Here is a 21,057-nt window from a genome sequence, read left to right as displayed (position 1 = left end):
TGTGTCTCAGGCTCGGGCGTCGAGCAGGTCGGCGATGCGGGGCGTGGCCTTGATGCCGGTGCCGGTGAGGACGACGACGCTCGTTTCGTCGGCGCGGATGGCGCCGCGTCCGGTCAGGTCGCTCAGCGCCGCCGCCGCCGTGGCGCAGGTCGGCTCGACATAGAGGCCCGACCGGGCCAGCTCATGCAGCGCCGCCTCGATGGCCGCCTCGGACACCGCGACGGTGCCGCCGCCGGAGCGCCGCAGGGCCGCCAGCACCTCCCGCCCGCGCACCGGCCGGGCGATGGAGGCGCCCTCGGCGAGCGTCGGGCGCGGGTCGATGGGCAGGGCGTCCTCCGCTCCCGCCGCGAAGCCGGCATGGAGCGGCGCGCAATGGGCCGGCTGCACCGCGTAGAGGCGCGGCAGGCGGGCGATCTCGCCCCGGCGCAGCAATTCGCCAAAGCCGATATCGCAGCCGAGGATGTTGCTGCCCGCCCCACAGGGGATGATGACGCAATCCGGCGCGCGGAAGCCCAGATCCTCCCACAATTCGTAGGCGAGCGTCTTGGTGCCCTGAAGGAAATGCGCCTGCCAGTTGTGGCTGGCGTAGAAGATCGACTCGGCCTGGGCGACGGCCGCGTCGGCGGTATCCTGCCGGGTGCCGGGGATCAGTTCGATATCGGCGCCGGCCGCGCGCATCTGCACGGTCTTGGCCGGCGAGGTCGAGGCGGGTACGAGGATCTTGGCCCGCATCCCGGCGGCGGCCGCATAGGTTGCCACCGCCGCGCCGCCGTTGCCGGAGGAATCCTCCAGCACCGCGTCGATCCCCTGCTGCCGCAGGATCGAGAGCATCACCGAGGCGCCCCGGTCCTTGAAGCTGCCCGAGGGCGCGAACCATTCGAGCTTGAAATGGGCGTGCCCGCCCCGCCAGGGCCGGCGGACGAGGGGCGTGCAGCCCTCGCCCAGGCTGATCGGGTCGGAGACCGCCACCGGCAGGGCGCCGGCATAGCGCCAGAGCGAGCGCGCGGCGGTGTCGATCCCGTCCCGCCCGATGCCCGGCAGGTCGGTGATCATCAGCGGTCGACCCGCCTCGGAGCGCCAGCGGGGCGTGTCGATCGGGTAGGTCGTCCCGTCGATGGGATCGACATAGGCGGGCATCGTCATGGTCGAGCCTCTCTCGGATGATCGTAGCGCGGCGTGAACTTTATTCAAAATTCAACGCGCGCTGCGGGGTGCCTCACGCCGCGAGGCGCAGGCCCGCCGTGCCGGGCTCGTGCTCGGCCGCGACGGCCTCGGCCACGAGTTCGGCGGTGGCGCCCGAGAGGGTCCAGCCGAGATGGCCGTGGCCGGTGTTGTAGAACACCCCCGCCCGGCGCCCGCGCCCGACCTTCGGCAGCATGTTCGGCAGCATCGGCCGCAGGCCGCTCCAGGCGATCACCCGGTCGGTGGCGATTCCGGGGAACTGCTCGCGGGTCCAATCCACCAGGGGCTGGATGCGGTCGTGGCGGATGTCGCGGTTGAAGCCGTTGAACTCGGCGGTGCCGGCCACGCGGAAGCGGTCCTCGCCGAGCCGGCTGGTGACGATCTTCGTGGCCTCGTCGAGGATGCTCACCTGCGGCGCCGCCGCCTGAGCCTCCGGCGTGTAGAGGTTCACGGTGATCGAGTAGCCCTTCACGGGGTAGATGTTCACCCGGTCGCCCAGCATCGCCGCGAAATGGCGGCTCGCCGTGCCGGCGCAGATCACCACCGCGTCGAAACTCTCCTCTTGGGCCTCGCCCCTTCCGGCTTCCCGCCAGCCGACGACGTGGCCCCCCTCCCCGCCCGGCTCGATCGAGGCGACGGCGGCGTCGTGGACGAAGCGCACGCCCCTGCGGGCGCAGGCGGCGGCGAGACCCCGCGTGAACTTGTGGATGTCGCCCGTGGCGTCGGAGGGGGTGAAGAACCCGCCGTAATACGAGCCCGCCAGCGTCGGCTCGATGGCGCGGATCTCGTCGGACGTGACGGCATGGCGCTCCAGCCCGCCCTCGCGGAGCAGGGTGTTCACGCTTTCCGCCTTCCGGAAGGCGGCCTCGTCCCGGTAGAAATGCAGGATGCCGCGGGTCTTCAGGTCGAAGTCGATCCCCTCGGCGCGGGCCATGGCGAACAGGGCCTCCCGCGCCTTGATCGCGAGCCGCACCGTCTCGACGGTGTTCGCCCGGTAATGGGCGATCTCGCGGACGAACTCGGCCATCCACGACAGCTTGTGCCAGGACGGGGCCGGGTTCATCAGCAGCGGCGCGTCACGGCGGGTCATCCAGCGCAGGCCCTGGATCACCGTCGAGACCTTGTTCCACACCTCGGCATTGCAGGCCGAGAGCTGGCCGCCATTGGCGAAGGAGGTCTCCATCGCGGCGTAGCGGTTGCGGTCGAGGACGGTGACGCGATACCCCCGCGTGGCGAGGGCATAGGCTGTCGTCACGCCGGTGATGCCGGCGCCGATCACGGCGACATGGGTCATGGGTTTGGGACTCCGGGCCAAGGGGACGCATGGGACCGGATTCGAGTGAAGCCGGCCGGTCGCGCCCCATCTGTCCCGGTGCCTGAGAGTTTGATCCGGCGCCGCCTTGGCAGGGCGGTGAGCACGGACGTCCCCTTCGGCGGGTGCCAGCGGACGAATCCGCCGCACCGCTCTCCAGATTGCCCCGACGACACGGTTCTGGTGCCTGAGAGTTTCCGGGGCGGTTGCTCCGTCGGCGCCGGGCGGCCTCTGTCGGGCCGTCCCGGTCTCTCCCGCATCGTCGTAATGGGCCCTGCGACATTAGCGCAGGCGACCCCGTCCACCCAAGCCCGTTTTCGGGGCATCGCGCCCGACTTCCTTGCAATCGGCGGCGCCTGTCACACCTGCCCCCACGACGCCGTCATGGAGCCCACGACCGGATGCCAGCCCTGAGCCTCGCCATCGCCTTCGGCACCCGCCTGCTCCTCGTCCTGCTGTTCCTGCCCTTCAGCGCCCTCGACAAGATCGTGAACTTCAAGGGCGCGGTCGGTCAGGCGAAGCAGGCGGTGCATGCCACCGCCCCGGCCGTGGTGCTCATCCTCGTCGGGCTCACCGTCGAGATCGGCATGTCGGCCTGCATCCTGACGGGGGCGTTCGACCGCGCCGCCGCCTTTGTGATGGCCGGCTATTGCGGCGTCACGGCCCTCCTGTGGAAGCAGTTCTGGGCGCCGGGGGACTTCTGGTCCGGCGGCAAGGGCCGCGAGCTGTTCTGGGACTTCCTAAAGAACTTCGCGCTCGCCGGGGGCTTCCTGCTCATCACCTTCGGCACGGGGGCGAGCACGGTGGAGAACTTCTTCGCCGACCCGCTCGCCTCCTCGCACCCGTACGAGACCGCCTCGCCGCGCTGAGCCTCAGCCCTGCGGCGGCACCGTCGCCGTCATCGACGGGCGGCCCTCGAACACCGCGTACCACGCCGCCGTCGCGGGGCGGCCGTCGCGCCACGCGAGGTCGGGGAAGCGGAAATCGAGGTAGCCGAGGGCGCAGGCGATGGCGATCGTGCCGATGTCGAGCACCGGCATGTCGGCGACGAAAGTCTCGATCCGGTCGAGCCCCGCCACGATCTTGGCGATCTGGCCGGCATCCCAATCCTGCCAGCGCAGGGGCTCGGGGCGCATCACGCGCTCGTAGCGGGTGATGAGCGCCGCATCGAGCATCCCGTCCGCGAGGGCCTGCCGGGTCAGGGCGTCCCAGCGCTCGGCGCCCTCGGGGAAGAGGTGCGCGCCCTCGGAGCGCATGTCGAGGTATTCGCAGATCACCCGGCTGTCGAACAGGCAGGTGCCGTCTGCGAGGATCAGCGCCGGCACCTTGCCCAGCGGGTTGTGGGGCGAGACGTCGGGCGCGCCGGCCACGGGCGAGGTGCCGGCGGTGACGACCTCGATCGCGCCGGCTTGGCCGGTCTCGTGGGCCAGCACCAGCACCTTGCGGGCATAGGGTGAGGCGGGGGAGTAGAGGAGCTTCATCGGCCTGTCCCGGCTGTCACGGTCGAGGGGCACAACGCACCGTTCCGGCCGGGAAATCCAGCCCCGGCGCGGCGCCTATCCGCGGCATTCACCGATCAGGCGGCGGAGGAAGCCGGCGCAGGCGTCGAGCTCGCCGCGGGTGACGTACTCGTCCGCCCGGTGGGCGCGGGCGATGGAGCCGGGGCCGATCACCACGCTCGGCACCCCGGCGGCGTCGAACAGCCCGGCCTCCGTCCCGTAGGAGACCTTGGCGTGGGCGTTCCGCCCGGCGAGGCGCTTGGCCAGCGTCGCGATTGCCGCCTCCGGCGCGGTGTCGAGGCCGGGATAGGCGATGAGCGGCTCGACCGCGATCCCGCAGGCGGGGTCGGCGGCGCGCATGAGGGGAACGAGGTGCCCCTCGGCATAGGCGACGGCCGCCGCCGTGAGGGCGCCGGCATCGTCGGCGCCGATGGCCCGCACCTCGAAATCGACGCTGCAGGTATCGGGCACGATGTTGAGCGCCGAGCCGCCGCGCACCACGCTCGACAGGGCGGTGGTGTGGGGCACGTCGTAGAGCCCATCGCGGGCGCCCTCGCGGGCCAGCCCCTCGGCCATCAGCCGGACATGCTCGATGAACCGCGCGGCGTATTCCACCGCGTTGACCCCCTGCGGCGCCAGGGCTGAATGGCAGGCGCGGCCGGTGAACGTCACCCGCGCCGCCGACTTGCCCTTGTGGCCGAGGACGACCTCCATCCCCGTGGGCTCGCCCACGAAGCAGCCGAGCGGCTTCGGGAATAGGTCGCCCATCCGGGCGATGAGCGGCCGCACCCCGAGGCAGCCGACCTCCTCGTCGTAGGAGACCGCGATGTGCAGCGGCACGGCCAGGGGCTCCGCCGCCATCTCCGGCAGCAGGGCGAGGCACACGGCCAGGAACCCCTTCATGTCCGAGGTGCCGCGCCCGTAGAGCCGGCCGCCCTCCTCCCGCAGCCGGAACGGGTCCGAGCTCCAGGGCTGGCCGTCGGCGGGCACCACGTCGCTGTGGCCGGAGAGCACGTAGCCCGGCCGGTCCAGGGGACCGAGGCCGATCCACAGCCCCGCCTTGGTGCCGGTCTCGTCGGACACCCGCGTCACCGCCGCCCCGTGGCGCCGGGCGAACTCCTCGATCCAGTCGATCAGCGGAAGGTTCGAGCGGTCGCTCACCGTGTCGAAGGCGACGAGCGTCGCCAGGATCTCCGCCGCGTCCACCGTCTCTACCCCGTTCCCGGTCATACCCTTGGTCCCTTACGTGCCCCTCGACAACGCACGGAAGTCTTACTACGCGCACCGGGAACCGGAGAGCCCCAAAGGCGTAGCTCGGCTGAACGCCTCGCGGTCTTCCGCCAACGTGGCGTCAGGGATTCATCGATGCGCGTCCGATCCGCCGCCCTTCTCACCAGCCTGCTCCTCGCGCTCGGCGCCGCCCCGGCCCGCGCCGACGTGGTCATCACCGTCGACAAGGATGCCCAGCGCATGTCCGTCGTCGTCGACGGCACGCCGCGCTATTCCTGGCCGGTCTCGACCGGCGCGGCGGGCTACGACACGCCCTCGGGGAGCTTCCGCCCGTTCCGCATGGAGCGCACGCACTTCTCCAAGGAGTTCGATGACGCGCCGATGCCCTACGCGACGTTCTTCACAAACCAGGGCCACGCCATCCACGGCACGAACCACGTCCGCAGCCTCGGCCGCGCGGTCTCGCACGGCTGCGTGCGCCTGTCGGTGCGCAACGCCGCGACCCTGTTCACCCTCGTGAAGGCGCAGGGCATGAACCGCACCCAGGTGCGGATCGAGGGCGAGGGCGCCGCCATGGCCGAGAATGGCTCCCGCACCCGCACCATCGCGCGCGGCCGGGGCACCGGATACGGCGTCGAATCGTTCGACGACGACCAGACCGGCGCCCGCACCGTCTACTACGCCGTGCCCGCCCGGCGCCCCGTCGCCATCGACCCGCGCGGAATCGACGGCGGCGGCTACGGCCCCGCCGGCTTCTACGACGGCTACTGAGAACTCAACTCCTGCGGGAATGCGCAGGCGTTAACTCTTCTTCTAAGTGAAGCGTTTACGGGCGGTCGCGATGGTGTTCCCCGCACCCGCGCCGCCCGTGGCGCGAGGTTGGAAGAGGGGGGACGATTCGATGATGCGGCTCGCTGCATTCTCCACCGCGTGCCTCATGCTGGCGACGCCGGTCCTGGCGAGCACCGCCGAGGGCGTGGTCTCGACCCGGGGTCCGCGCCTCGACGCATGGCTACGCGGCATCGAGCCCGGCACGACCGGCTCGGTCCAGCCCGCCCAGGCCGCGCCGGCCAAACCCTCCTGCCCGCCCGAGCGCCGGGTCGGCACGGGCGCGGGCTTCTGCCTCATCAACTGAATCCGGCTCACTCGCCGATCGCCGCCCCCGCCGGGCGGCGGTTGTCGTTGGCGCCGTAGAGCAGGCCCGGCCGCATGGATTGCGTGCGCGAGGCGTCGTTGCCTGAGGATGGCGCGCTCGGCTCCGCCGGCACCGCGCCGCTCGTGGCGATGAGCTCCTGCGCCCCCCACGGCACCTGCACCTGCACGCTGTGGCCCATGCCCTTGAGGATCGCGAGGGTGTCCGCCGAGAGGGCGAAGGGCTCCGCGTAGACCGTGTCCGGCAGCCATTGGTGATGGATGCGCGGGGCGTCGACCGCCTCCTGCGGCTGCATCCGGAAATCGAGCATGTTCATGATCGCCTGCGCGTTGATCGTGATGATCCGCGAGCCGCCGGGCGAGCCCACCACCATCACCGGCTTGCCCTCCCGCAGGACGATGGTCGGCGCCATGGAGGAGAGCGGGCGCTTGCCCGGCGCGATGGCGTTGGCGCTGCCCTGGACGAGGCCGAACAGGTTCGGCACCCCGACCTTGGTGGTGAAGTCGTCCATCTCGTTGTTGAGGAAGAAGCCCGTGCCCGGCGCCATCGCCCCGGAGCCGAAATAGCCGTTGATCGTGTAGGTCAGCGAGGCCGCGTTGCCCGCCCGGTCGAGGACGGAGATATGCGTGGTCTCGGGCCGCTCGCGGGGCGGCTGCAGCGCCGGATCGGGGCGGATGTCGGACGAGGGCGTCGCCCGGTCGAGGCGGATCCCCTCCCGGAGGGTGCGGGCGTAGTCGGGCGAGATCAGCCGCGCGACGGGGTTGTCCACGAAGGCGGGGTCGCCGAGCGTCGCGTTGCGGTCGGCATAGGCCCGCCGCATCGCCTCGACCATCAGGTGCACCGTCCGCGCCGAGTTGAAGCCGGAGGCGGCGATGTCGTAGCCGTCGAGGATCGTCAGCGTCTCGCACAGCGTCGTGCCCCCCGAGGAGGGCGGCGGCGCCGAGAGGATCGTCGCCCCCCGGTAGGTGCACGAGAGCGGCCTGTCGTCGGTGACGGTGTAGTCCGCGAAATCCCGCGCGGTGAGGATCCCGCCCCCCGCCGACGAGGCCGCCTCGACGGCGCGGGGAATCTCACCCTGGTAGAAGGCCGCCTGCCCGCCCTCGGCGATGGCCTGGAGGGTCTTGCCGAGGTCGGCCTGGACGAGCCGGTCCCCCGGCCGGAACGGCGTCCCGTCCGGCCGCAGGAAGATCTTGGCCACCGTCGGATCGCGTTCGAACTTCTTCGTGCCGGTCTCGAGGATATCGGTGTCGCCGCGCGTCAGCACGAACCCGTCCTTCGCGAGCGCGATGGCGGGGGCCATGATCTTGGCGAGGGGGAGCGTGCCGTAGCGGGAGAGCGCGGTGGTGAGGCCGAGCACCGTGCCCGGCACGCCGGCCGCCTTCCAGCCGCGCAGGGTCGAGAACGGCACGAGGTTGCCGTCCGCGCCGAGATACATGTCGCGGCTCGCGGCGCCGGGGGCCTTCTCGCGGAAGTTGACGAAGCGGCTGCGCCCTTCCGCCGTGTGCAGCACCAGAAAGCCGCCGCCGCCGAGATTGCCGCAGCAGGGGTTCACCACCGCCTCGGCGAAGGCCACCGCCACCGCCGCATCGACGGCGTTGCCCCCCGCCGCCAGGATGTCCGCCCCGACCTGCGAGGCCAGCGCCTGGGACGAGACGACCATGCCGTTCCGGCCCTCGACCGCCGGGGCCGAGGCCCCCCGCGCGAGGCCCGGCAGGGCCAGGGCGCAGGCGACGACGAGGGCACTCCGCCAGCGTGTGTGCATTCCCGGCCCTTCCGATCCCGTCCGATGACAGGGGGGATCTAGGCCGGGATGCGCCGGAATCAGCCGTTGCGGAAGGTGTAGCTGTAGCCGTTCAGCGCCGGGGCGCCGCCGAGATGGGCGTAGAGCACCTTCGAGCCCTTGGGGAAGAAGCCCTTCTGGATGAGGTCGATCATGCCCTGCATCGACTTCCCCTCGTAGACCGGGTCGGTGATCATGCCTTCGAGGCGGGCCGAGAGGCGGATCGCCTCCACGGTCTCTTTCGAGGGCACGCCGTAGACCGGGTAGGCGTAGTCTTCCTTGATGACCACGTCCTCGTCCTCGACGCGGGCGGCGCCGATCAGTTCGGCGGTGTTGCGGGCGATGTCGAGCACCTGGGCGCGGGTCTGCGCCGGGGTGCAGGAGGCGTCGATGCCGATCACGTTACGGGCGCGGCCGTCCGCGCCGAAGCCGACCACCATGCCGGCATGGGTCGAGCCCGTCACCGTGCAGACCACGATGTAGTCGAAGCGCACGCCCATCTCCTTCTCCTGGGCGCGGACCTCCTCGGCGAAGCCGACATAGCCGAGGCCACCGTACTTGTGCACCGAGGCGCCGGCCGGGATCGCGTAGGGCTTGCCGCCCTCGGCTTCGACCTCGGCGAGCGCCCGCTTCCACGAATCGCGGATGCCGATGTCGAACCCGTCATCGACGAGCTGGGCCTGCGCGCCCATCAGGCGGGAGAGGAGGATGTTGCCGACGCGGTCGTACACGGCGTCCTCGTGCGGCACCCAGGCTTCCTGGATCAGCCGGCACTTGAGGCCGATCTTCGCCGCCACCGCCGCCACCATCCGCGTGTGGTTCGACTGCACGCCGCCGATGGAGACCAGGGTGTCCGCGCCCGACTTCAGCGCGTCCGGCACGATGTATTCGAGCTTGCGCAGCTTGTTGCCGCCATAGGCGAGGCCGGAATTGCAATCCTCGCGCTTGGCGTAAATCTCGACCTCGTTCCCAAGATGGGCCGAGAGCCGCTTCAGCGGCTCGATCGGCGTCGGGCCGAAGGTAAGGGGATAGCGCTCGAACTTTTCCAGCATCGGGTCTGTCTCCGGGTCTTGGACGCGCAGCCAAGGTAGCAAACGCCGAACGGAAGGTGCTCTCGATTTTGCTCTGTCGATGTGCTTCTGGTTTCCCGAAATTACCACTTCCCGCCCTTAGCTTCCGCATCGGCCGTCGAAAATGAAAGAATCCACCGATCCGCCTGCGCTCGACCGCACCGATCTCAGGATCCTGCGCCTGCTCCAATCCGATGGGCGGATGGGCAATGCCGAGATCGCCAAGCGGGTGAACACCAGCGCCGCCACCTGCCACCGCCGGCTCCAGGCGCTGTTCGCCGGCGGCGTGGTGCGGGCGGTGCGGGCGCTTATCGACCCCGCGCGGGTGGGGCGCGGCACCCTCGTCATCGTCGGCGTGGTGCTCGACCGCTCGACCCCGGAAGCCTTCTCCGCCTTCGAGGCCGCCGTGCGCGGGATTCCCACCGTCCTCGATTGCCACCTCGTGGCCGGCGACTTCGATTACTTCCTGAAGATCCGGGTCTCGGACATGGCGGATTTCAACCGCCTGCACAGCACGACCCTGCTCGGCCTGCCGGGGGTCCGCCAGCTGCGGACCTTCTTCGTGATGAAGGAGGTCATCGACAACGCGCCCCTCGATCTCTAGACACGCCCCATGGCGTGGGATTTTTGCCCACATATTGGGTCGGGACGGGCGGCCCCCGCGCCGGCCTCATGAAAACCGCATTGGAATCGTCACCAGCCCAGCCTGGAACATCGCTTGTCCGGATGAAGCCGCCCATGCCGCCCCCGCACCCGGAGACGGCGACCGCCGCCCCCGCGCCGGGGCTCGCGCGGATCGCCGCCGGGATCACCCTCTTCCACCCGACGCCGGGCCAGGTCGCGGCCCTGCCCTCGCGCCTGCCCGACGGTCTCGGGGCGCGGCTCGCCTATGCCAACTCCCCCCTCGACGGAGAGACGCGGGACGCGCTGGCGCGGGCGGGCTTCACCCTCCTCGGCGACGGCACGAATCGCGGCATCGCGGAGGCCCTGAACCGTCTCGCGGCGGCGGCCCAGACGGCGGGGGCGGAATGCCTCTACCTCCTCGATCAGGACGCCGCCGCCGCGCCCTCCCTGCCGGGGGCACTGCTCGCCGGTCGGGATCACCTGCGGGCACAGGGCTTCGCCCCGGCGGTGGTCGGCCCCACCGCCTCGGCCGCGCCGGGCCACAAGGCGCCTGCCTACCCGGCGAGGGCCGGCGAGGCCGCCGTGGCGGGCCTGAGCCCCGTGCAGTTCGTGGCGACCTCCGGCACGCTCCTCGACCTCGCCGCCTTCGCGCGCACCGGCCCGTTCCGGGCGGATTTCTTCATCGACGGGGTCGAGCTCGAATGGTGCTTCCGCGCCTGGAGCCTCGGCCACGGCACCTATTGCGACCCTAGCGTCTGCCTGCCCCACCGGGTCGGCGGCGGGACGATCCGGCGGCTGGGTCTCACGATGCCGCGCCAGCCCCTGTTCCGCATGGCGACCTACCTCAGGAACAGCGTCTACGCGTGGCGCCTGCCGCACCTGCCGCTCTCGTGGAAGCTCGCTCAAGGGCTCTACCTGCCCGTCCAGGCCCTCCTCTACTGGGCCGATTCCGGCTGGCGCCCCGCCGTGCTCGGCCGCCTCGCGGGCGCGGCGCGGGACGGGCTGATGGGCCGCCTTGGGCCACCAAGAGACTTGCCAAGGGATCTGCCGCGATGAGCGATCTCGACGTGGTGATCGTCAACTGGAACGGCGGCGCCCTGCTGCGCGATTGCCTTGCCGGGCTCGCCGCCTCGGAAGGCGCGGACCGCCTCGCCGTGACCGTGGTGGACAACGCCTCCACCGACGCGTCCCTCGACCACCTGCCCGCCCTGCCCTTCCCGTTCCGGGTGATCCGCAACGCGGACAATCTCGGCTTCGGCCGCGCCTGCAACCAGGGCGCGGCGGCGGGCACGGCCCCGGCGATCCTGTTCCTGAACCCCGACGCGCGGGTCGAGCCCGACGCCTTGCCCCGCGCCCGCGCCGCGCTCCTCGGGGAGCCGGGATGGGGCATCGTCGGCGCGCGGCTCGTCGAACCGGACGGGCAGACAGCCCGCTCCTGCGCCCGCGCCCCCCGCCCGCTCGCGATGCTCGGCCGGGCCTTCGCCCTCGACCGGATCGGCCTCGTGCCCCCGCATTTCCTGCGCGACTGGGACCACGGGCAGGACCGCGCCGTCGATCAGGTGATGGGCGCCTTCCTGATGATCCGGCGCGACCTGTTCGCTGCGCTCGGCGGCTTCGACGAGCGCTTCTTCGTCTACTATGAGGATGTCGACCTGTGCCTGCGGGCGCGGCAGGCGGGCTACGCCGTGCGCCACCTCGCCGGCCCCGCCGCCCGCCATCTCGGCCAGGGCACCACCCGGCAGGCCAAGGCGCGGCGCCTGTTCTACATCCTGCGGAGCGAAATCCTCTATGCCGCCAAGCACCACGGACGGCTCGCCGCCCTCGGCCTGACCGCCGCCGCCTTCTGCGGGCAGATCCCCCTGCGCCTCGCGCAGGCGCTCGCCCGCCGCTCCGTCACCGAGGCCGGCGAGGTGCTTCGCGCCGCCCGCCTCCTCGCCGCCGCCCTGCCCGAGATCGCCCCGGCGATCCTCCGGGCCTGACCCGTTCGAAGACCCTGCCGATGCTCCACGGACACCGAATCGCCGTCGTCCTGCCCGCCTACAACGCGGCGGCGACCCTGGAACGCACCCACCGCGAGATCCCCTTCGACATCGTCGATGACGTGATCCTCATCGACGACGCCAGCCGGGACGCGACGGTGGCGGTGGCCGAGCGGCTGGGCATCCACACGGTGCGCCACGCCAGGAACCTCGGCTACGGCGGCAACCAGAAGACCTGCTACCGCACCGCCCTGGATCGCGGCGCCGACGTGGTGGTGATGCTCCACCCCGATTACCAATACGCCCCGCGCCTCGTGACCGCGATGGCCTCCATGATCGTCTCCGGCGAGTACGATGCGGTGCTGGCCTCGCGCATCCTCGGCAACGGCGCGCTCAAGGGCGGGATGCCGCTCTACAAGTACGTCGCCAACCGGGGGCTCACCCTCGTTCAGAACTGGCTGATGGGCCACAAGCTCTCCGAATACCATTCGGGCTACCGGGCCTGGAGCCGCAGGGTGCTCGAAGCCCTGCCCCTCGACCGCTGCTCGGACGATTTCGTCTTCGACAACGAGATGCTGGCGCTCGCCATGCACCAGGAGTTCCGCATCGGCGAGATCTCCTGCCCGACGCGGTATTTCGACGACGCCTCGTCCATCAACTTCCGGCGCTCCTGCATCTACGGCCTCGGCGTCCTGCGCACGAGCCTCGCCTACCGTCTGCACCACGCCGGCCTGAAGGCGGACCCGCTCTTCGCGGACGCCCCCGCCCCCGTGGAGGCGCGTCCGTGAGGCGTCCCCCGCTCCGCCGCCTCGCCGGCCTCGCGCTGCTCGCGGGGCTCGCCGCCGCGCCGCTGGCGGTGGGTGTTCTCGCCCCCGACGCCGCCGAGCGGCTGACCGCCTCGCTGCGGGGCCTCGGCCCGGCGGGGCCGGCGATCATCCTCGCGGTGCAGGCGCTGGTCGCCGCCTCGGGGATCGTGCCGGCCTCCGGCGTCGGCATCGCGGCGGGGGCGCTCCTCGGGCCGGTCGAGGGCTTCTGCGTCGCCGCCCTCGGCACCATGACGGGCGCGCTCATCACCTTCGGCCTCGCGCGGACGATGCTCGGCGCCCGGACGCTCGCCCGGTTCGGCGGACGGCGGCTCGCCGCCCTCGACGGCGCCCTCAAGGCCGAGGGCTGGCGGCTCGTCTGCCTGATCCGGCTCTCGCCGATCATGCCCTTCGCGCCGACGAGCCTCGCCCTCGGGGCGAGCGCGGTCCCTCTACGCGACTACGCCCTCGGGACGCTCGCCGCCCTGCCGGCCCTGTTCGCCTACGTCGCCCTCGGGGCGCTGGGGCGCGGGGGCGGCCATCTCCTCTCCGGCGCCGGGCCGGCGGAATGGCTGCGCCTCGGCATGCTCTGCGCGGGGGCGGTCGCCACCGTGCTGCTGATGCTGCGCCTGCGCCGGATCCTCGGCGACGCCCTCCCGCCGGAGAGCCTGCCGGACGGGGACATCCCCGCGTGATGCGCCTGCCCTCCGGCCCGCGCTTCTGGTGCCTCGCCTATCTGGTCCTGTGCGCCCCGGTCTGCATCGCCCTCGCGCTGATCGTCCCGCCGGGCGAGGTCGCCGACGAGGGCGCGCACCTCGCCCGCGCCGCCGCGCTGATCCAGGGCGACATGGTCGGCCACCGCGAGAGCGTGCGCTATTCCGACGGCTCGACCCATCTAGCGGCGGGGGTGCGCCTCGACCCGGTCTGGGACCGGATCGGCCGCTCCCGGCCCAAGGATTTCGGCGGCGCCATCTCGGCGGTTGAGAGCGAGCCCGACGCGCGCGGCCGGATCTTCGTGCCGCTCTATACGGTCGGCACCTATCCGCCCTTCCTCTACCTGCCCGGCGCGGCGGGGCTCGGCATCGCGCGCGTCCTCGGCCTCGCGCCGGAGGTCGGCTTCTATCTCGGGCGGCTCGGCAACGCGACGGCGACCCTGGCGATCGCGCTCGCCGCCCTGGCGCTCGCCCATCGCGGGCGGGTCGCCCTGTTCGCCGTCCTCGCCCTGCCGATGACCCTGTCGCTGGCGGCCTCGTTCAACCAGGACGCCCCGATCATCGCCCTCGCGGCGCTCGCCGCCGCGCTGCTCACGCCCCGGCCACTCATCGGAGCGGGCGCCCGCTGGCGGCTGTCCGGCGCAATCCTCAGCCTCGCCCTCGTGGTGCTGGCCAAGCCCCCCTATGCCGGGCTCGCCGTCATGCTGCTGGTGCCCCTGCCCCCCCGGGGCGAGTGGATGCGCCACGCCGCCCGGCGCCTCGCGGCGGCATTCCTCGCCGTGCTGCCCGCCATCCTCTGGACGGCGGCGGCGACGGCCTATGTCGCGACGCCCGTACCCCGCGCCGCCTACGAGGCCGGTCCGCTCTGGTCCGGCCCCCGCCCGGCGACCTTCACCGCCACCGATCCGAAGGCGCAGGCGCAGGTCCTGCTCGAAAGACCCGCCCGGCTCGCGACCCTGCCGGGGCATTTTCTCGGCACGGTCAAGCACCTGACCATCCTGTACAAGGGTGCCATCGGCATCTTCGGCTGGCTCGACAGGCCGCTGCCGGGCGTCCTCTACGGGCTCTGGGCCGTGGCCCTGCTCGTGCCGCTCGTCCTGCTGCGGCAGGGCACCCCGCCCCCTTGGGCCGAGCGGCTGATCCTGCCGGCGGCGGCCGTCGCCTGCCTGTGGCTGGTGGTGATCTCGCAATACCTCACCTGGACGAATGTCGGCGAGAACCGGATCGACGGCCCGCAGGGGCGCTACCTCCTGCCCCTCGTGCCGATGCTCGTCCTCGCCTTCGCCCGCACCCGGCGGGAGGAGGCCGGGCGCTGGCCGGCGATGCTCCCCGTGGCGGCGGCGGCGGTCGATGTCGTCGCCCTGCCGCTGGCGGCCCTGGCGATGACGATCCCCGCCTGACGCTTGCCGGGATCGCGCAGCCGCCTACAATTCATGGTTGCTCCACCGGAGTGACCAGCCATGCGCGCCCTGTCCTGCCTCTTCCTTCTTCTGGGATGCCTCGGGTGCCAGGCGTGGGCCGGCGAGGCGGAACAGGCGGCGGCCCGCGCGGTCATCACCCGGCAGGCCGAGGCCTTCGGCCGGGACGACGCCTCGACGGCCTATGCCCAGGCGGCTCCGGCGATCCGCGACATCTTCCCGAACCCGGACCTGTTCCTCGGGATGGTGCGCAACCAGTACCAGCCGGTCTACCGCCACCGCAGCTTCGTCTTCGGCACCGCCCGCGACGTCGGCGAGACCTCGGTGAGCCAAACGGTGGCGATCCAGGACGAGAACGGCACCGACTGGACGGCGGAGTACACCCTGGACCGCCAGCCCGACGGCGAATGGCGCATCACCGGCTGCCGCCTCATCAAGGCGCCGGGGATCAGCGCGTGAGGGATCGCATGCGATCCGGTTTCGACACGCAAGCCCGCATCGTGTAGAGGGACCGCCTTCCCACGGAGGCCCCTGTGCTCCACGTCTCGACCCGCGGCGAGGCCGCGCCGCTCTCGTTCTCGGATGCGCTGCTCGCCGGATTGGCCCGCGATGGCGGCCTCTACGTGCCTCAGACCTGGCCGCGAATCAGCCGCGACGAGATCGCCGCGCTGGCCGGCAAGCCCTATGCCGAGGCCGCCAAGCGCGTGCTGCGCCCGCTGGTGGACGGCGAGATCGCCGATGCCGACCTCGACCGGATGATCGACGACGCCTACGCCACCTTCCGGCACCCGGCGATCTGCCCAATCACCCAGCTCGACGACAACCTGTTCCTGCTGGAACTCTTCCACGGCCCGACGCTCGCGTTCAAGGACGTGGCGATGCAGCTGCTCGGCCGGCTGATGGACCACGTCCTGCGCCAGCGCCGCAGCCGGGCGACCATCGTCGGCGCCACCTCCGGCGACACCGGCTCCGCCGCCGTCGAGGCGTTCCGCGGGCTCGATCAGGTCGACGTGTTCATCCTCTACCCGCACGGGCGGGTCTCGGAGGTGCAGCGGCGGCAGATGACCTCCGTGGACGCCCCGAACGTCCACGCGCTCGCCATCGACGGCACGTTCGACGATTGCCAGAACATCGTCAAAGCCCTGTTCCAGCACGGCGATTTCGCCGACGAGGTCCGCCTCTCCGGCGTGAACTCCATCAACTGGGCCCGCGTCGCGGCGCAGGTGGTCTATTACTTCACCAGCGCCGTGGCGCTCGGCGCCCCGCATCGCGAGGTCTCCTTCGCGGTGCCCACCGGCAATTTCGGCGACATCCTCGCCGGCTGGGTCGCCAAGAAGATGGGCCTGCCGATCAAGCGCCTGATGATCGGCACCAACGCCAACGACATCCTCGTGCGCACCCTGGAGCACGGCGCCTACGAGTTGCGCGGCGTCGAGCCCACCACCTCGCCCTCCATGGACATCCAGATCTCCTCGAATTTCGAGCGGCTGCTGTTCGAGGCGCTGGGCCGGAACGCGTCGAGCCTGTCGCGGCTCATGGCCGGGCTGAAACAGTCGGGCGGGTTCCACCTCGACGACGCGGTGCTCGCCACGATCCGCGGCGAGTTCGACGCCCACGCGGTGCCGGAGAGCGCCGTGATGGAGGAGATCGCCTTCAGCCACGCGGCCACCGGCGTGACCCTCGACCCTCACAGCGCCATCGGCGTGAACGCGGGCCGGCGCTTGCTGGAGAAGGACCCGGCGACGCCGGTCGTGGCGCTGGCCACCGCCCATCCGGCGAAGTTCCCGGATGCGGTCGCCAAGGCGACGGGCGGCCGGCGCCCCGCCCTGCCCCCGCATCTCGCCGACCTGATGGACCGGCCCGAGCGCCTGACCCGCGTCGCCAACGACCAGGGAGCCATCGAGCGCCTCATCCGTGAGCGCGCCCGCATCACGAAGGGCGGCTGAGCCACCGATGAACCAGCATTTCTCGACGCACGCCGCCTCCCCGACCCTCCGCGTCACCCGCCTGCCCAACGGGGTGAGCGTGGTGACGGAGCCGATGCCGGGGGTGGCGACCGCGAGCCTTGGCGTCTGGGTCGGGGCGGGCTCCCGCCACGAGCGCCCCGACGAGAGCGGCCTGACGCATCTCATCGAGCACATGGCGTTCAAGGGCACCGCCCGGCGCACGGCGCGGGGCATCGCCGAGGAGATCGAGAATGTCGGCGGCGAGATCAACGCCGCCACCTCCACCGAGACGACGAGCTACACCGCCCGCGTGCTCGGTGAGGATACCGGCCTCGCCCTCGACGTGATCGGCGACATCCTCACGAGCGCCACCTTCGACGAGGGCGAACTCGCCCGCGAGAAGGGCGTGATCCTGCAGGAATACGCGGCCATCGAGGATACGCCGGACGACGTGGTCTACGACGCCTTCACCGAGGCCGCCTTCCCCGGCCAGCCGGTGGGGCGCCCGATCATCGGGCGGCCGGAGACGATCCAGAGCTTCGACGAGGCGGGCATCCGCGCCTACCTCGCCCGCGAATACACCCCGGACCGCCTCGTGGTGGCAGGCGCCGGCTGCGTCGAGCACGAGGCCATCGTGGCGGCGGCCGAGCAGCATTTCGGGAGCATGAAGGCCGTCGAGGCGCCGCCGATGGAGCCCGGCCGCTACGGCGGCGGCGAGCGGCGGATGAAGCGCAAGCTCGAACAGGCCAACCTCGTGATCGGCCTGCCCGGCCTCTCCTTCCGCGACGAGGGCTATTACGCCCTGCACATGTTCGCGCAGGTGCTCGGCGGCGGCCTGACCTCGCGCCTGTGGCACGAGGTGCGCGAGACGCGCGGCCTCGCCTACGAGATCCAGGCCTTCCACTGGCCCTTCTCCGATTGCGGCCTGTTCGGCATCGGCGCGGGCACGGCGGGCTCGGACGTGGCCGAACTCGTGGACGTGACCCTGGAGGCCACCACCCGCGCCGCCCGCGACCTCGACGAGACCGAGATCGCCCGCGCCAAGGCGCAATTGAAGGTCTCGCTGCTCTCGGCGCTGGAGACGCCGGGCGGGCGGATCGAGCGCAACGCCCGCCAGATCCTCGCCTGGGGCCGGGTGATCCCCGCCGCCGAGGTGATCGCCAAGGTCGATGCGGTGACGGTCGAGGACGTGCGCCGGGTGGCGGCGACGATGCTCGCCGGCTCGCCGACGCTCGCCGCCATCGGCCCCATCGCGGGGTTGCCGTCCCTGGAGCGGATTGCGGCGGGGCTGTCGGGCGGGCGCTGAACCGCCTTCAACTTGATTTGGCCGCAAAGGGGCGCGATCCGCGAACGGTGGACCGGCGCGCCCTCGGCCTTGCCGGGTCTTCACGCCGTCTTTACCAATCGAGGCCGCCAGGGCGGCCGATGCAGACACCCCCGGCCGGACACGTCAGCCCCTTGCGCATCCTCGCCCTCCTCCTGATCCTGGTCGGCGGCCTCGTCTCGGTCGGCCCCGCCCGCGCCGTGGAGGCGGTCCGGGTCGGCCTCGACCAGCCGGTGATCGACCTGACCGGCGCCATCGAGCGCTACCGGTCGGACGGCGACCTCGTTCAGATCTCCACCGCCGCCGGCAAGGACGGCATCAAGCGGCGCATCGTCGTGAAGGCCCGCGATGCGGGCGCCCGGCCCGACTGGATCGCCTTCGCGCTCACGAACGACACCGACGAGCAGATCGACCGCATCCTCATCGCCCCGCATTTCCGGCTGGTCGGCTCCGGGGTGATCTGGCCCGATCTCGGCGGCTCGCGCATCGCCGCCATCACCGCGAGTCAGGGCATCCGCCCCGAGCGCGACGAGAACCCGGACGCGGACCAGTTCACCATCACCCTCGATCCCGGCACGACGGTCACCTACGTCGCCGAGTTGCGCAACGCGAACGTACCGCAACTCCACCTGTGGGATCAGGATGCCTACCGCCGGAAGACGGCGGGCCTGACGCTCTACAAGGGCATCATCATTGGCATCAGCGGGCTGCTCGCCCTGTTCCTCACCATCGTCTTCGTGGTGAAGGGCGCGATCATCTTCCCCGCCGCCGCCGCGCTGGCGTGGTCGGTGCTCGCCTATGCCTGCATCGATTTCGGCTTCCTGCAGCGGGTCTTCCCCGTCACCGAACTGGCGGAGCGGGTCTATCGCGCTTCCGCCGAGGCGGTGCTCGGCGCGACGCTGCTGGTCTTCCTGTTCGCCTACCTGAACCTCGCCCGCTGGCATGTGCGCTACAGCCACGTCGCGTTCTTCTGGCTCGCCTTCCTCGCGGGCCTCGTCGGGCTCGCGGTGTTCGATCCGCCCGTGGCGGCGGGCGTGGCGCGCATCTCCATCGCGGCGGTGGCCGGCATCGGCCTGCTGCTGATCCTCTACCTCTCCGTCCACAACGGCTACGACCGGGCGATCCTGCTGGTGCCGACCTGGCTCCTGCTGATGATCTGGGTGACGGCGGCGGGCTTCGCGGTGACGGGCCAGATCGGCAGCGACCTCGTCCAGCCAGCGCTGATCGGCGGCCTCGTGCTGATCGTGATGCTGATCGGCTTCACGGTGCTCCAGCACGCCTTCGCGGGCAGCGGCCTCTCCCACGCCCTCGTCTCCGACACGGAGCGCCGGGCGCTCGCCCTGACCGGCGCAGGCGACGTGGTGTTCGACTGGGACGTGCCCGCCGACAAGATCTTCGCCGGCCCCGAGATCGAGGCGCAGCTCGGCCTGTCGCGCGGGGCGCTGGAAGGCCCGGCCGCGAACTGGCTCGGCGCCCTTCACCCGTTCGACGTGGAGCGCTACTCGGCGGCCCTCGACACGGTGATCGAGGAGCGGCGCGGCCGCATCGTCCACGATTTCCGCCTGCGCTCGTCCGCCGGCAGCTATTTCTGGTACCGGCTGAAGGCCCGTCCGGTGATCGGCGCCGACGGCGAGGTGATCCGCGTGGTCGGCACCATCGCGGACGTGACCGAGGTGAAGACCGCCGAGGAGCGCCTGCTGCACGATGCCGTGCACGACAGCCTCACCGGCCTGCCGAACCGCGAGCTGTTCGGGGACCGGCTGGACGCGGCCCTGGCCTTCGCCGGGCAGGACGCGCGGCTCAAGCCCACGATCCTCGTCCTCGACATCGACCGCTTCACCGGCATCAACGACGCGATCGGCCTTTCGGCGGGCGATTCGATCCTGCTCACCCTGTCGCGGCGGCTCGGGCGGCTGCTCCGCCCGCAAGACACCCTGGCCCGCCTCTCCGGCGACGAGTTCGCGGTGATCCTGCTCTCCGAGCGTGACCCGGACCGGATCCTCGCCTTCGCGAGCATGATCCAGCGGGCCATCGCCACGCCGATCACCTATGCCGACCGGGAGATCTTCCTCACCGTCTCCATCGGGCTCGCCCTCTATGAGGGCGGCCAGAAGCGCGACGAGGTGCTGAAGAACGCCGAAGTCGCGATGATCCAGGCCAAGCGGCAGGGCGGCGACCGGATCGAAGTGTTCCGCGCCCACATGCGCGCCGAGCGCTCCGACCGGGTGATGCTCGAAGGGGATCTGCGCAAGGCCATCGAGCGCAACGAGATGCGGGTGCTGTTCAACCCCGTCGTGCGCCTCGACGACCGCACGGTGGCGGGCTTCGAGACGGTGCTGCGCTGGGACCACCCGAAGCTCGGGCGCATCCCGGCGGCGACGTTCCTGCCGCTCGCCGAGGAATGCGGCCTCATCGTCAACCTCGGCATCTTCGCCCTGGAGCGCACCGCCCTGGAACTCGCGGCGTGGCAGCGCTCCCTCGAAGTCGAGCCGCCGATCTTCGCGGCCTGCAACCTGTCCTCGCGGCAGCTGCTGCGCCACGACCTCCTGCACGATGTGAAGACGGTGCTCGCCCGCTCCGGCGTGCTCCCCGGCTCCCTGAAGCTCGAATTCAGCGAGAGCCTCGTGATGGAGAACCCGGAATACGCCGCGCAGATGCTCTCGCGCATCCACGACCTTGGGGCGGGCCTGTGCCTCTCCGATTTCGGCACCGGCTACTCGGCGCTCTCCTACCTGCAGCGCTTCCCGTTCGACACGATCAAGGTGGACCGCGACTTCGTCCGCCAGATCGCCTCGGGCCAGACCGGCATCCTGCGCTCCATCGTGAAGATGGCGAGCGAACTGAACCTCTCCATCGTCGCTGAGGGCTGCGAATCGGAGGCCGACGCCGTGGCGCTGGTGGAACTCGGCTGCGAATACGCCCTCGGCCCGGCCTTCGGCGAGCCGATGACCATGCTCCAGGCCCGCCAGATCGTCGGCGCGGCGCCCGAGGCGGCGTAGGTCCGGTTAAGCCCGCCTTAACCAC

Annotated in this window: 19 protein-coding genes and 2 riboswitches; of the genes, 13 read left to right on the top strand and 6 right to left on the bottom strand. The window is 71.5% G+C overall.

What is annotated here, in order from left to right; genetic code table 11:
- Positions 1-6: 6 nt before the first annotated feature.
- A complete protein-coding gene (locus tag AAHF99_RS19775; RefSeq protein ID WP_342166266.1) occupies positions 7-1,137 on the bottom strand; it encodes a threonine synthase in 1,131 nt (376 codons plus the stop codon).
- Positions 1,138-1,216: 79 nt separating this feature from the next.
- Positions 1,217-2,476 (bottom strand): D-amino acid dehydrogenase, encoded by a 1,260-nt coding sequence (locus AAHF99_RS19770; protein ID WP_342166183.1) that lies wholly within the window; start codon positions 2,474-2,476, stop codon positions 1,217-1,219.
- A gap of 66 nt (positions 2,477-2,542) precedes the next feature.
- Positions 2,543-2,658, bottom strand: a riboswitch (glycine riboswitch).
- Between the two features lies 1 nt (position 2,659).
- Positions 2,660-2,761: riboswitch (glycine riboswitch) on the bottom strand.
- Positions 2,762-2,895: 134 nt separating this feature from the next.
- Here AAHF99_RS19770 and AAHF99_RS19765 point away from each other — a divergent pair.
- The gene (locus AAHF99_RS19765) at positions 2,896-3,363 is read left to right on the top strand and encodes a DoxX family protein (protein ID WP_342166182.1); all 468 of its coding nucleotides are present in this window, start codon (positions 2,896-2,898) and stop codon (positions 3,361-3,363) included.
- Positions 3,364-3,366: 3 nt separating this feature from the next.
- Here the strand turns inward: AAHF99_RS19765 and AAHF99_RS19760 are convergent, their stop codons facing one another.
- Together AAHF99_RS19760 and argE are read right to left on the bottom strand one after the other, a co-directional pair.
- The gene (locus AAHF99_RS19760; RefSeq protein ID WP_342166180.1) at positions 3,367-3,975 is read right to left on the bottom strand and encodes a glutathione S-transferase; all 609 of its coding nucleotides are present in this window, start codon (positions 3,973-3,975) and stop codon (positions 3,367-3,369) included.
- A 75-nt stretch (positions 3,976-4,050) separates the two neighbouring features.
- Positions 4,051-5,223 carry an acetylornithine deacetylase gene (argE, locus tag AAHF99_RS19755; RefSeq protein ID WP_342166179.1) on the bottom strand — a complete coding sequence of 391 codons (1,173 nt, stop codon included), beginning with the start codon at positions 5,221-5,223 and terminating at the stop codon, positions 4,051-4,053.
- Between the two features lie 135 nt (positions 5,224-5,358).
- Here argE and AAHF99_RS19750 point away from each other — a divergent pair, with 135 nt between their 5' ends.
- A complete protein-coding gene (locus tag AAHF99_RS19750) occupies positions 5,359-5,994 on the top strand; it encodes a L,D-transpeptidase (RefSeq protein WP_342166178.1) in 636 nt (211 codons plus the stop codon).
- A gap of 133 nt (positions 5,995-6,127) precedes the next feature.
- Positions 6,128-6,358, top strand: a complete 231-nt coding sequence (locus tag AAHF99_RS19745; protein WP_342166177.1) for a hypothetical protein — start codon at positions 6,128-6,130, stop codon at positions 6,356-6,358.
- A 7-nt stretch (positions 6,359-6,365) separates the two neighbouring features.
- Here AAHF99_RS19745 and ggt read toward each other — a convergent pair whose 3' ends face one another.
- Entirely contained in the window at positions 6,366-8,138 is a 1,773-nt protein-coding gene (gene ggt, locus AAHF99_RS19740) for a gamma-glutamyltransferase (protein WP_342166176.1), read from the bottom strand.
- A gap of 59 nt (positions 8,139-8,197) precedes the next feature.
- A complete protein-coding gene (locus AAHF99_RS19735) occupies positions 8,198-9,208 on the bottom strand; it encodes a 1-aminocyclopropane-1-carboxylate deaminase (protein WP_342166175.1) in 1,011 nt (336 codons plus the stop codon).
- A gap of 142 nt (positions 9,209-9,350) precedes the next feature.
- Between AAHF99_RS19735 and AAHF99_RS19730 the strand changes: the two genes are divergently transcribed.
- The 10 genes from AAHF99_RS19730 to AAHF99_RS19685 all read left to right on the top strand — a co-directional run bounded on the left by AAHF99_RS19730 (position 9,351) and on the right by AAHF99_RS19685 (position 21,032).
- A complete protein-coding gene (locus tag AAHF99_RS19730) occupies positions 9,351-9,830 on the top strand; it encodes an Lrp/AsnC family transcriptional regulator (RefSeq protein WP_342166174.1) in 480 nt (159 codons plus the stop codon).
- Between the two features lie 134 nt (positions 9,831-9,964).
- On the top strand, positions 9,965-10,906 hold the full coding sequence (locus AAHF99_RS19725; RefSeq protein WP_342166173.1) for a glycosyltransferase family protein: 942 nt from the start codon (positions 9,965-9,967) through the stop codon (positions 10,904-10,906).
- Entirely contained in the window at positions 10,903-11,829 is a 927-nt protein-coding gene (locus AAHF99_RS19720) for a glycosyltransferase family 2 protein (RefSeq protein WP_342166172.1), read from the top strand. The genes AAHF99_RS19725 and AAHF99_RS19720 overlap by 4 nt, the downstream gene beginning before the upstream one ends.
- Positions 11,830-11,849: 20 nt before the next feature.
- Positions 11,850-12,617 (top strand): glycosyltransferase family 2 protein, encoded by a 768-nt coding sequence (locus AAHF99_RS19715; RefSeq protein WP_342166171.1) that lies wholly within the window; start codon positions 11,850-11,852, stop codon positions 12,615-12,617.
- Positions 12,614-13,327 carry a TVP38/TMEM64 family protein gene (locus AAHF99_RS19710; protein WP_342166170.1) on the top strand — a complete coding sequence of 238 codons (714 nt, stop codon included), beginning with the start codon at positions 12,614-12,616 and terminating at the stop codon, positions 13,325-13,327. The genes AAHF99_RS19715 and AAHF99_RS19710 overlap by 4 nt, the downstream gene beginning before the upstream one ends.
- On the top strand, positions 13,327-14,745 hold the full coding sequence (locus AAHF99_RS19705; RefSeq protein ID WP_342166265.1) for a DUF2142 domain-containing protein: 1,419 nt from the start codon (positions 13,327-13,329) through the stop codon (positions 14,743-14,745). Before AAHF99_RS19710 ends, AAHF99_RS19705 begins: the two co-directional genes overlap by 1 nt.
- Positions 14,746-14,805: 60 nt before the next feature.
- Entirely contained in the window at positions 14,806-15,222 is a 417-nt protein-coding gene (locus AAHF99_RS19700) for a DUF4864 domain-containing protein (protein ID WP_342166169.1), read from the top strand.
- Between the two features lie 74 nt (positions 15,223-15,296).
- Positions 15,297-16,709, top strand: a complete 1,413-nt coding sequence (gene thrC, locus AAHF99_RS19695; protein WP_342166168.1) for a threonine synthase — start codon at positions 15,297-15,299, stop codon at positions 16,707-16,709.
- Positions 16,710-16,716: 7 nt separating this feature from the next.
- Positions 16,717-18,015, top strand: a complete 1,299-nt coding sequence (locus AAHF99_RS19690; RefSeq protein ID WP_342166167.1) for a M16 family metallopeptidase — start codon at positions 16,717-16,719, stop codon at positions 18,013-18,015.
- A 119-nt stretch (positions 18,016-18,134) separates the two neighbouring features.
- A complete protein-coding gene (locus tag AAHF99_RS19685; RefSeq protein ID WP_342166166.1) occupies positions 18,135-21,032 on the top strand; it encodes an EAL domain-containing protein in 2,898 nt (965 codons plus the stop codon).
- Positions 21,033-21,057: the final 25 nt, after the last annotated feature.

The sequence above is a fragment of the Methylobacterium litchii genome (genome assembly GCF_038442315.1).
Taxonomy (GTDB): domain Bacteria; phylum Pseudomonadota; class Alphaproteobacteria; order Rhizobiales; family Beijerinckiaceae; genus Methylobacterium; species Methylobacterium litchii.
Note: the sequence above shows the minus strand (reverse complement) of the source record. Positions and strands in the feature narration are given on the sequence as shown.

What these genes read in the sequence shown, in the direction of transcription:
- AAHF99_RS19775 (WP_342166266.1), bottom strand. Translation starts at nt 1,137, where the DNA reads ATGCCCGCCTATGTCGATCCCATCGACGGGACGACCTACCCGATCGAC.
- AAHF99_RS19770 (WP_342166183.1), bottom strand. Translation starts at nt 2,476, where the DNA reads ATGACCCATGTCGCCGTGATCGGCGCCGGCATCACCGGCGTGACGACA.
- AAHF99_RS19765 (WP_342166182.1), top strand. Translation starts at nt 2,896, where the DNA reads ATGCCAGCCCTGAGCCTCGCCATCGCCTTCGGCACCCGCCTGCTCCTC.
- AAHF99_RS19760 (WP_342166180.1), bottom strand. Translation starts at nt 3,975, where the DNA reads ATGAAGCTCCTCTACTCCCCCGCCTCACCCTATGCCCGCAAGGTGCTG.
- argE (WP_342166179.1), bottom strand. Translation starts at nt 5,223, where the DNA reads ATGACCGGGAACGGGGTAGAGACGGTGGACGCGGCGGAGATCCTGGCG.
- AAHF99_RS19750 (WP_342166178.1), top strand. Translation starts at nt 5,359, where the DNA reads ATGCGCGTCCGATCCGCCGCCCTTCTCACCAGCCTGCTCCTCGCGCTC.
- AAHF99_RS19745 (WP_342166177.1), top strand. Translation starts at nt 6,128, where the DNA reads ATGCGGCTCGCTGCATTCTCCACCGCGTGCCTCATGCTGGCGACGCCG.
- ggt (WP_342166176.1), bottom strand. Translation starts at nt 8,138, where the DNA reads ATGCACACACGCTGGCGGAGTGCCCTCGTCGTCGCCTGCGCCCTGGCC.
- AAHF99_RS19735 (WP_342166175.1), bottom strand. Translation starts at nt 9,208, where the DNA reads ATGCTGGAAAAGTTCGAGCGCTATCCCCTTACCTTCGGCCCGACGCCG.
- AAHF99_RS19730 (WP_342166174.1), top strand. Translation starts at nt 9,351, where the DNA reads ATGAAAGAATCCACCGATCCGCCTGCGCTCGACCGCACCGATCTCAGG.
- AAHF99_RS19725 (WP_342166173.1), top strand. Translation starts at nt 9,965, where the DNA reads ATGCCGCCCCCGCACCCGGAGACGGCGACCGCCGCCCCCGCGCCGGGG.
- AAHF99_RS19720 (WP_342166172.1), top strand. Translation starts at nt 10,903, where the DNA reads ATGAGCGATCTCGACGTGGTGATCGTCAACTGGAACGGCGGCGCCCTG.
- AAHF99_RS19715 (WP_342166171.1), top strand. Translation starts at nt 11,850, where the DNA reads ATGCTCCACGGACACCGAATCGCCGTCGTCCTGCCCGCCTACAACGCG.
- AAHF99_RS19705 (WP_342166265.1), top strand. Translation starts at nt 13,327, where the DNA reads ATGCGCCTGCCCTCCGGCCCGCGCTTCTGGTGCCTCGCCTATCTGGTC.
- AAHF99_RS19700 (WP_342166169.1), top strand. Translation starts at nt 14,806, where the DNA reads ATGCGCGCCCTGTCCTGCCTCTTCCTTCTTCTGGGATGCCTCGGGTGC.
- AAHF99_RS19690 (WP_342166167.1), top strand. Translation starts at nt 16,717, where the DNA reads ATGAACCAGCATTTCTCGACGCACGCCGCCTCCCCGACCCTCCGCGTC.
- AAHF99_RS19685 (WP_342166166.1), top strand. Translation starts at nt 18,135, where the DNA reads ATGCAGACACCCCCGGCCGGACACGTCAGCCCCTTGCGCATCCTCGCC.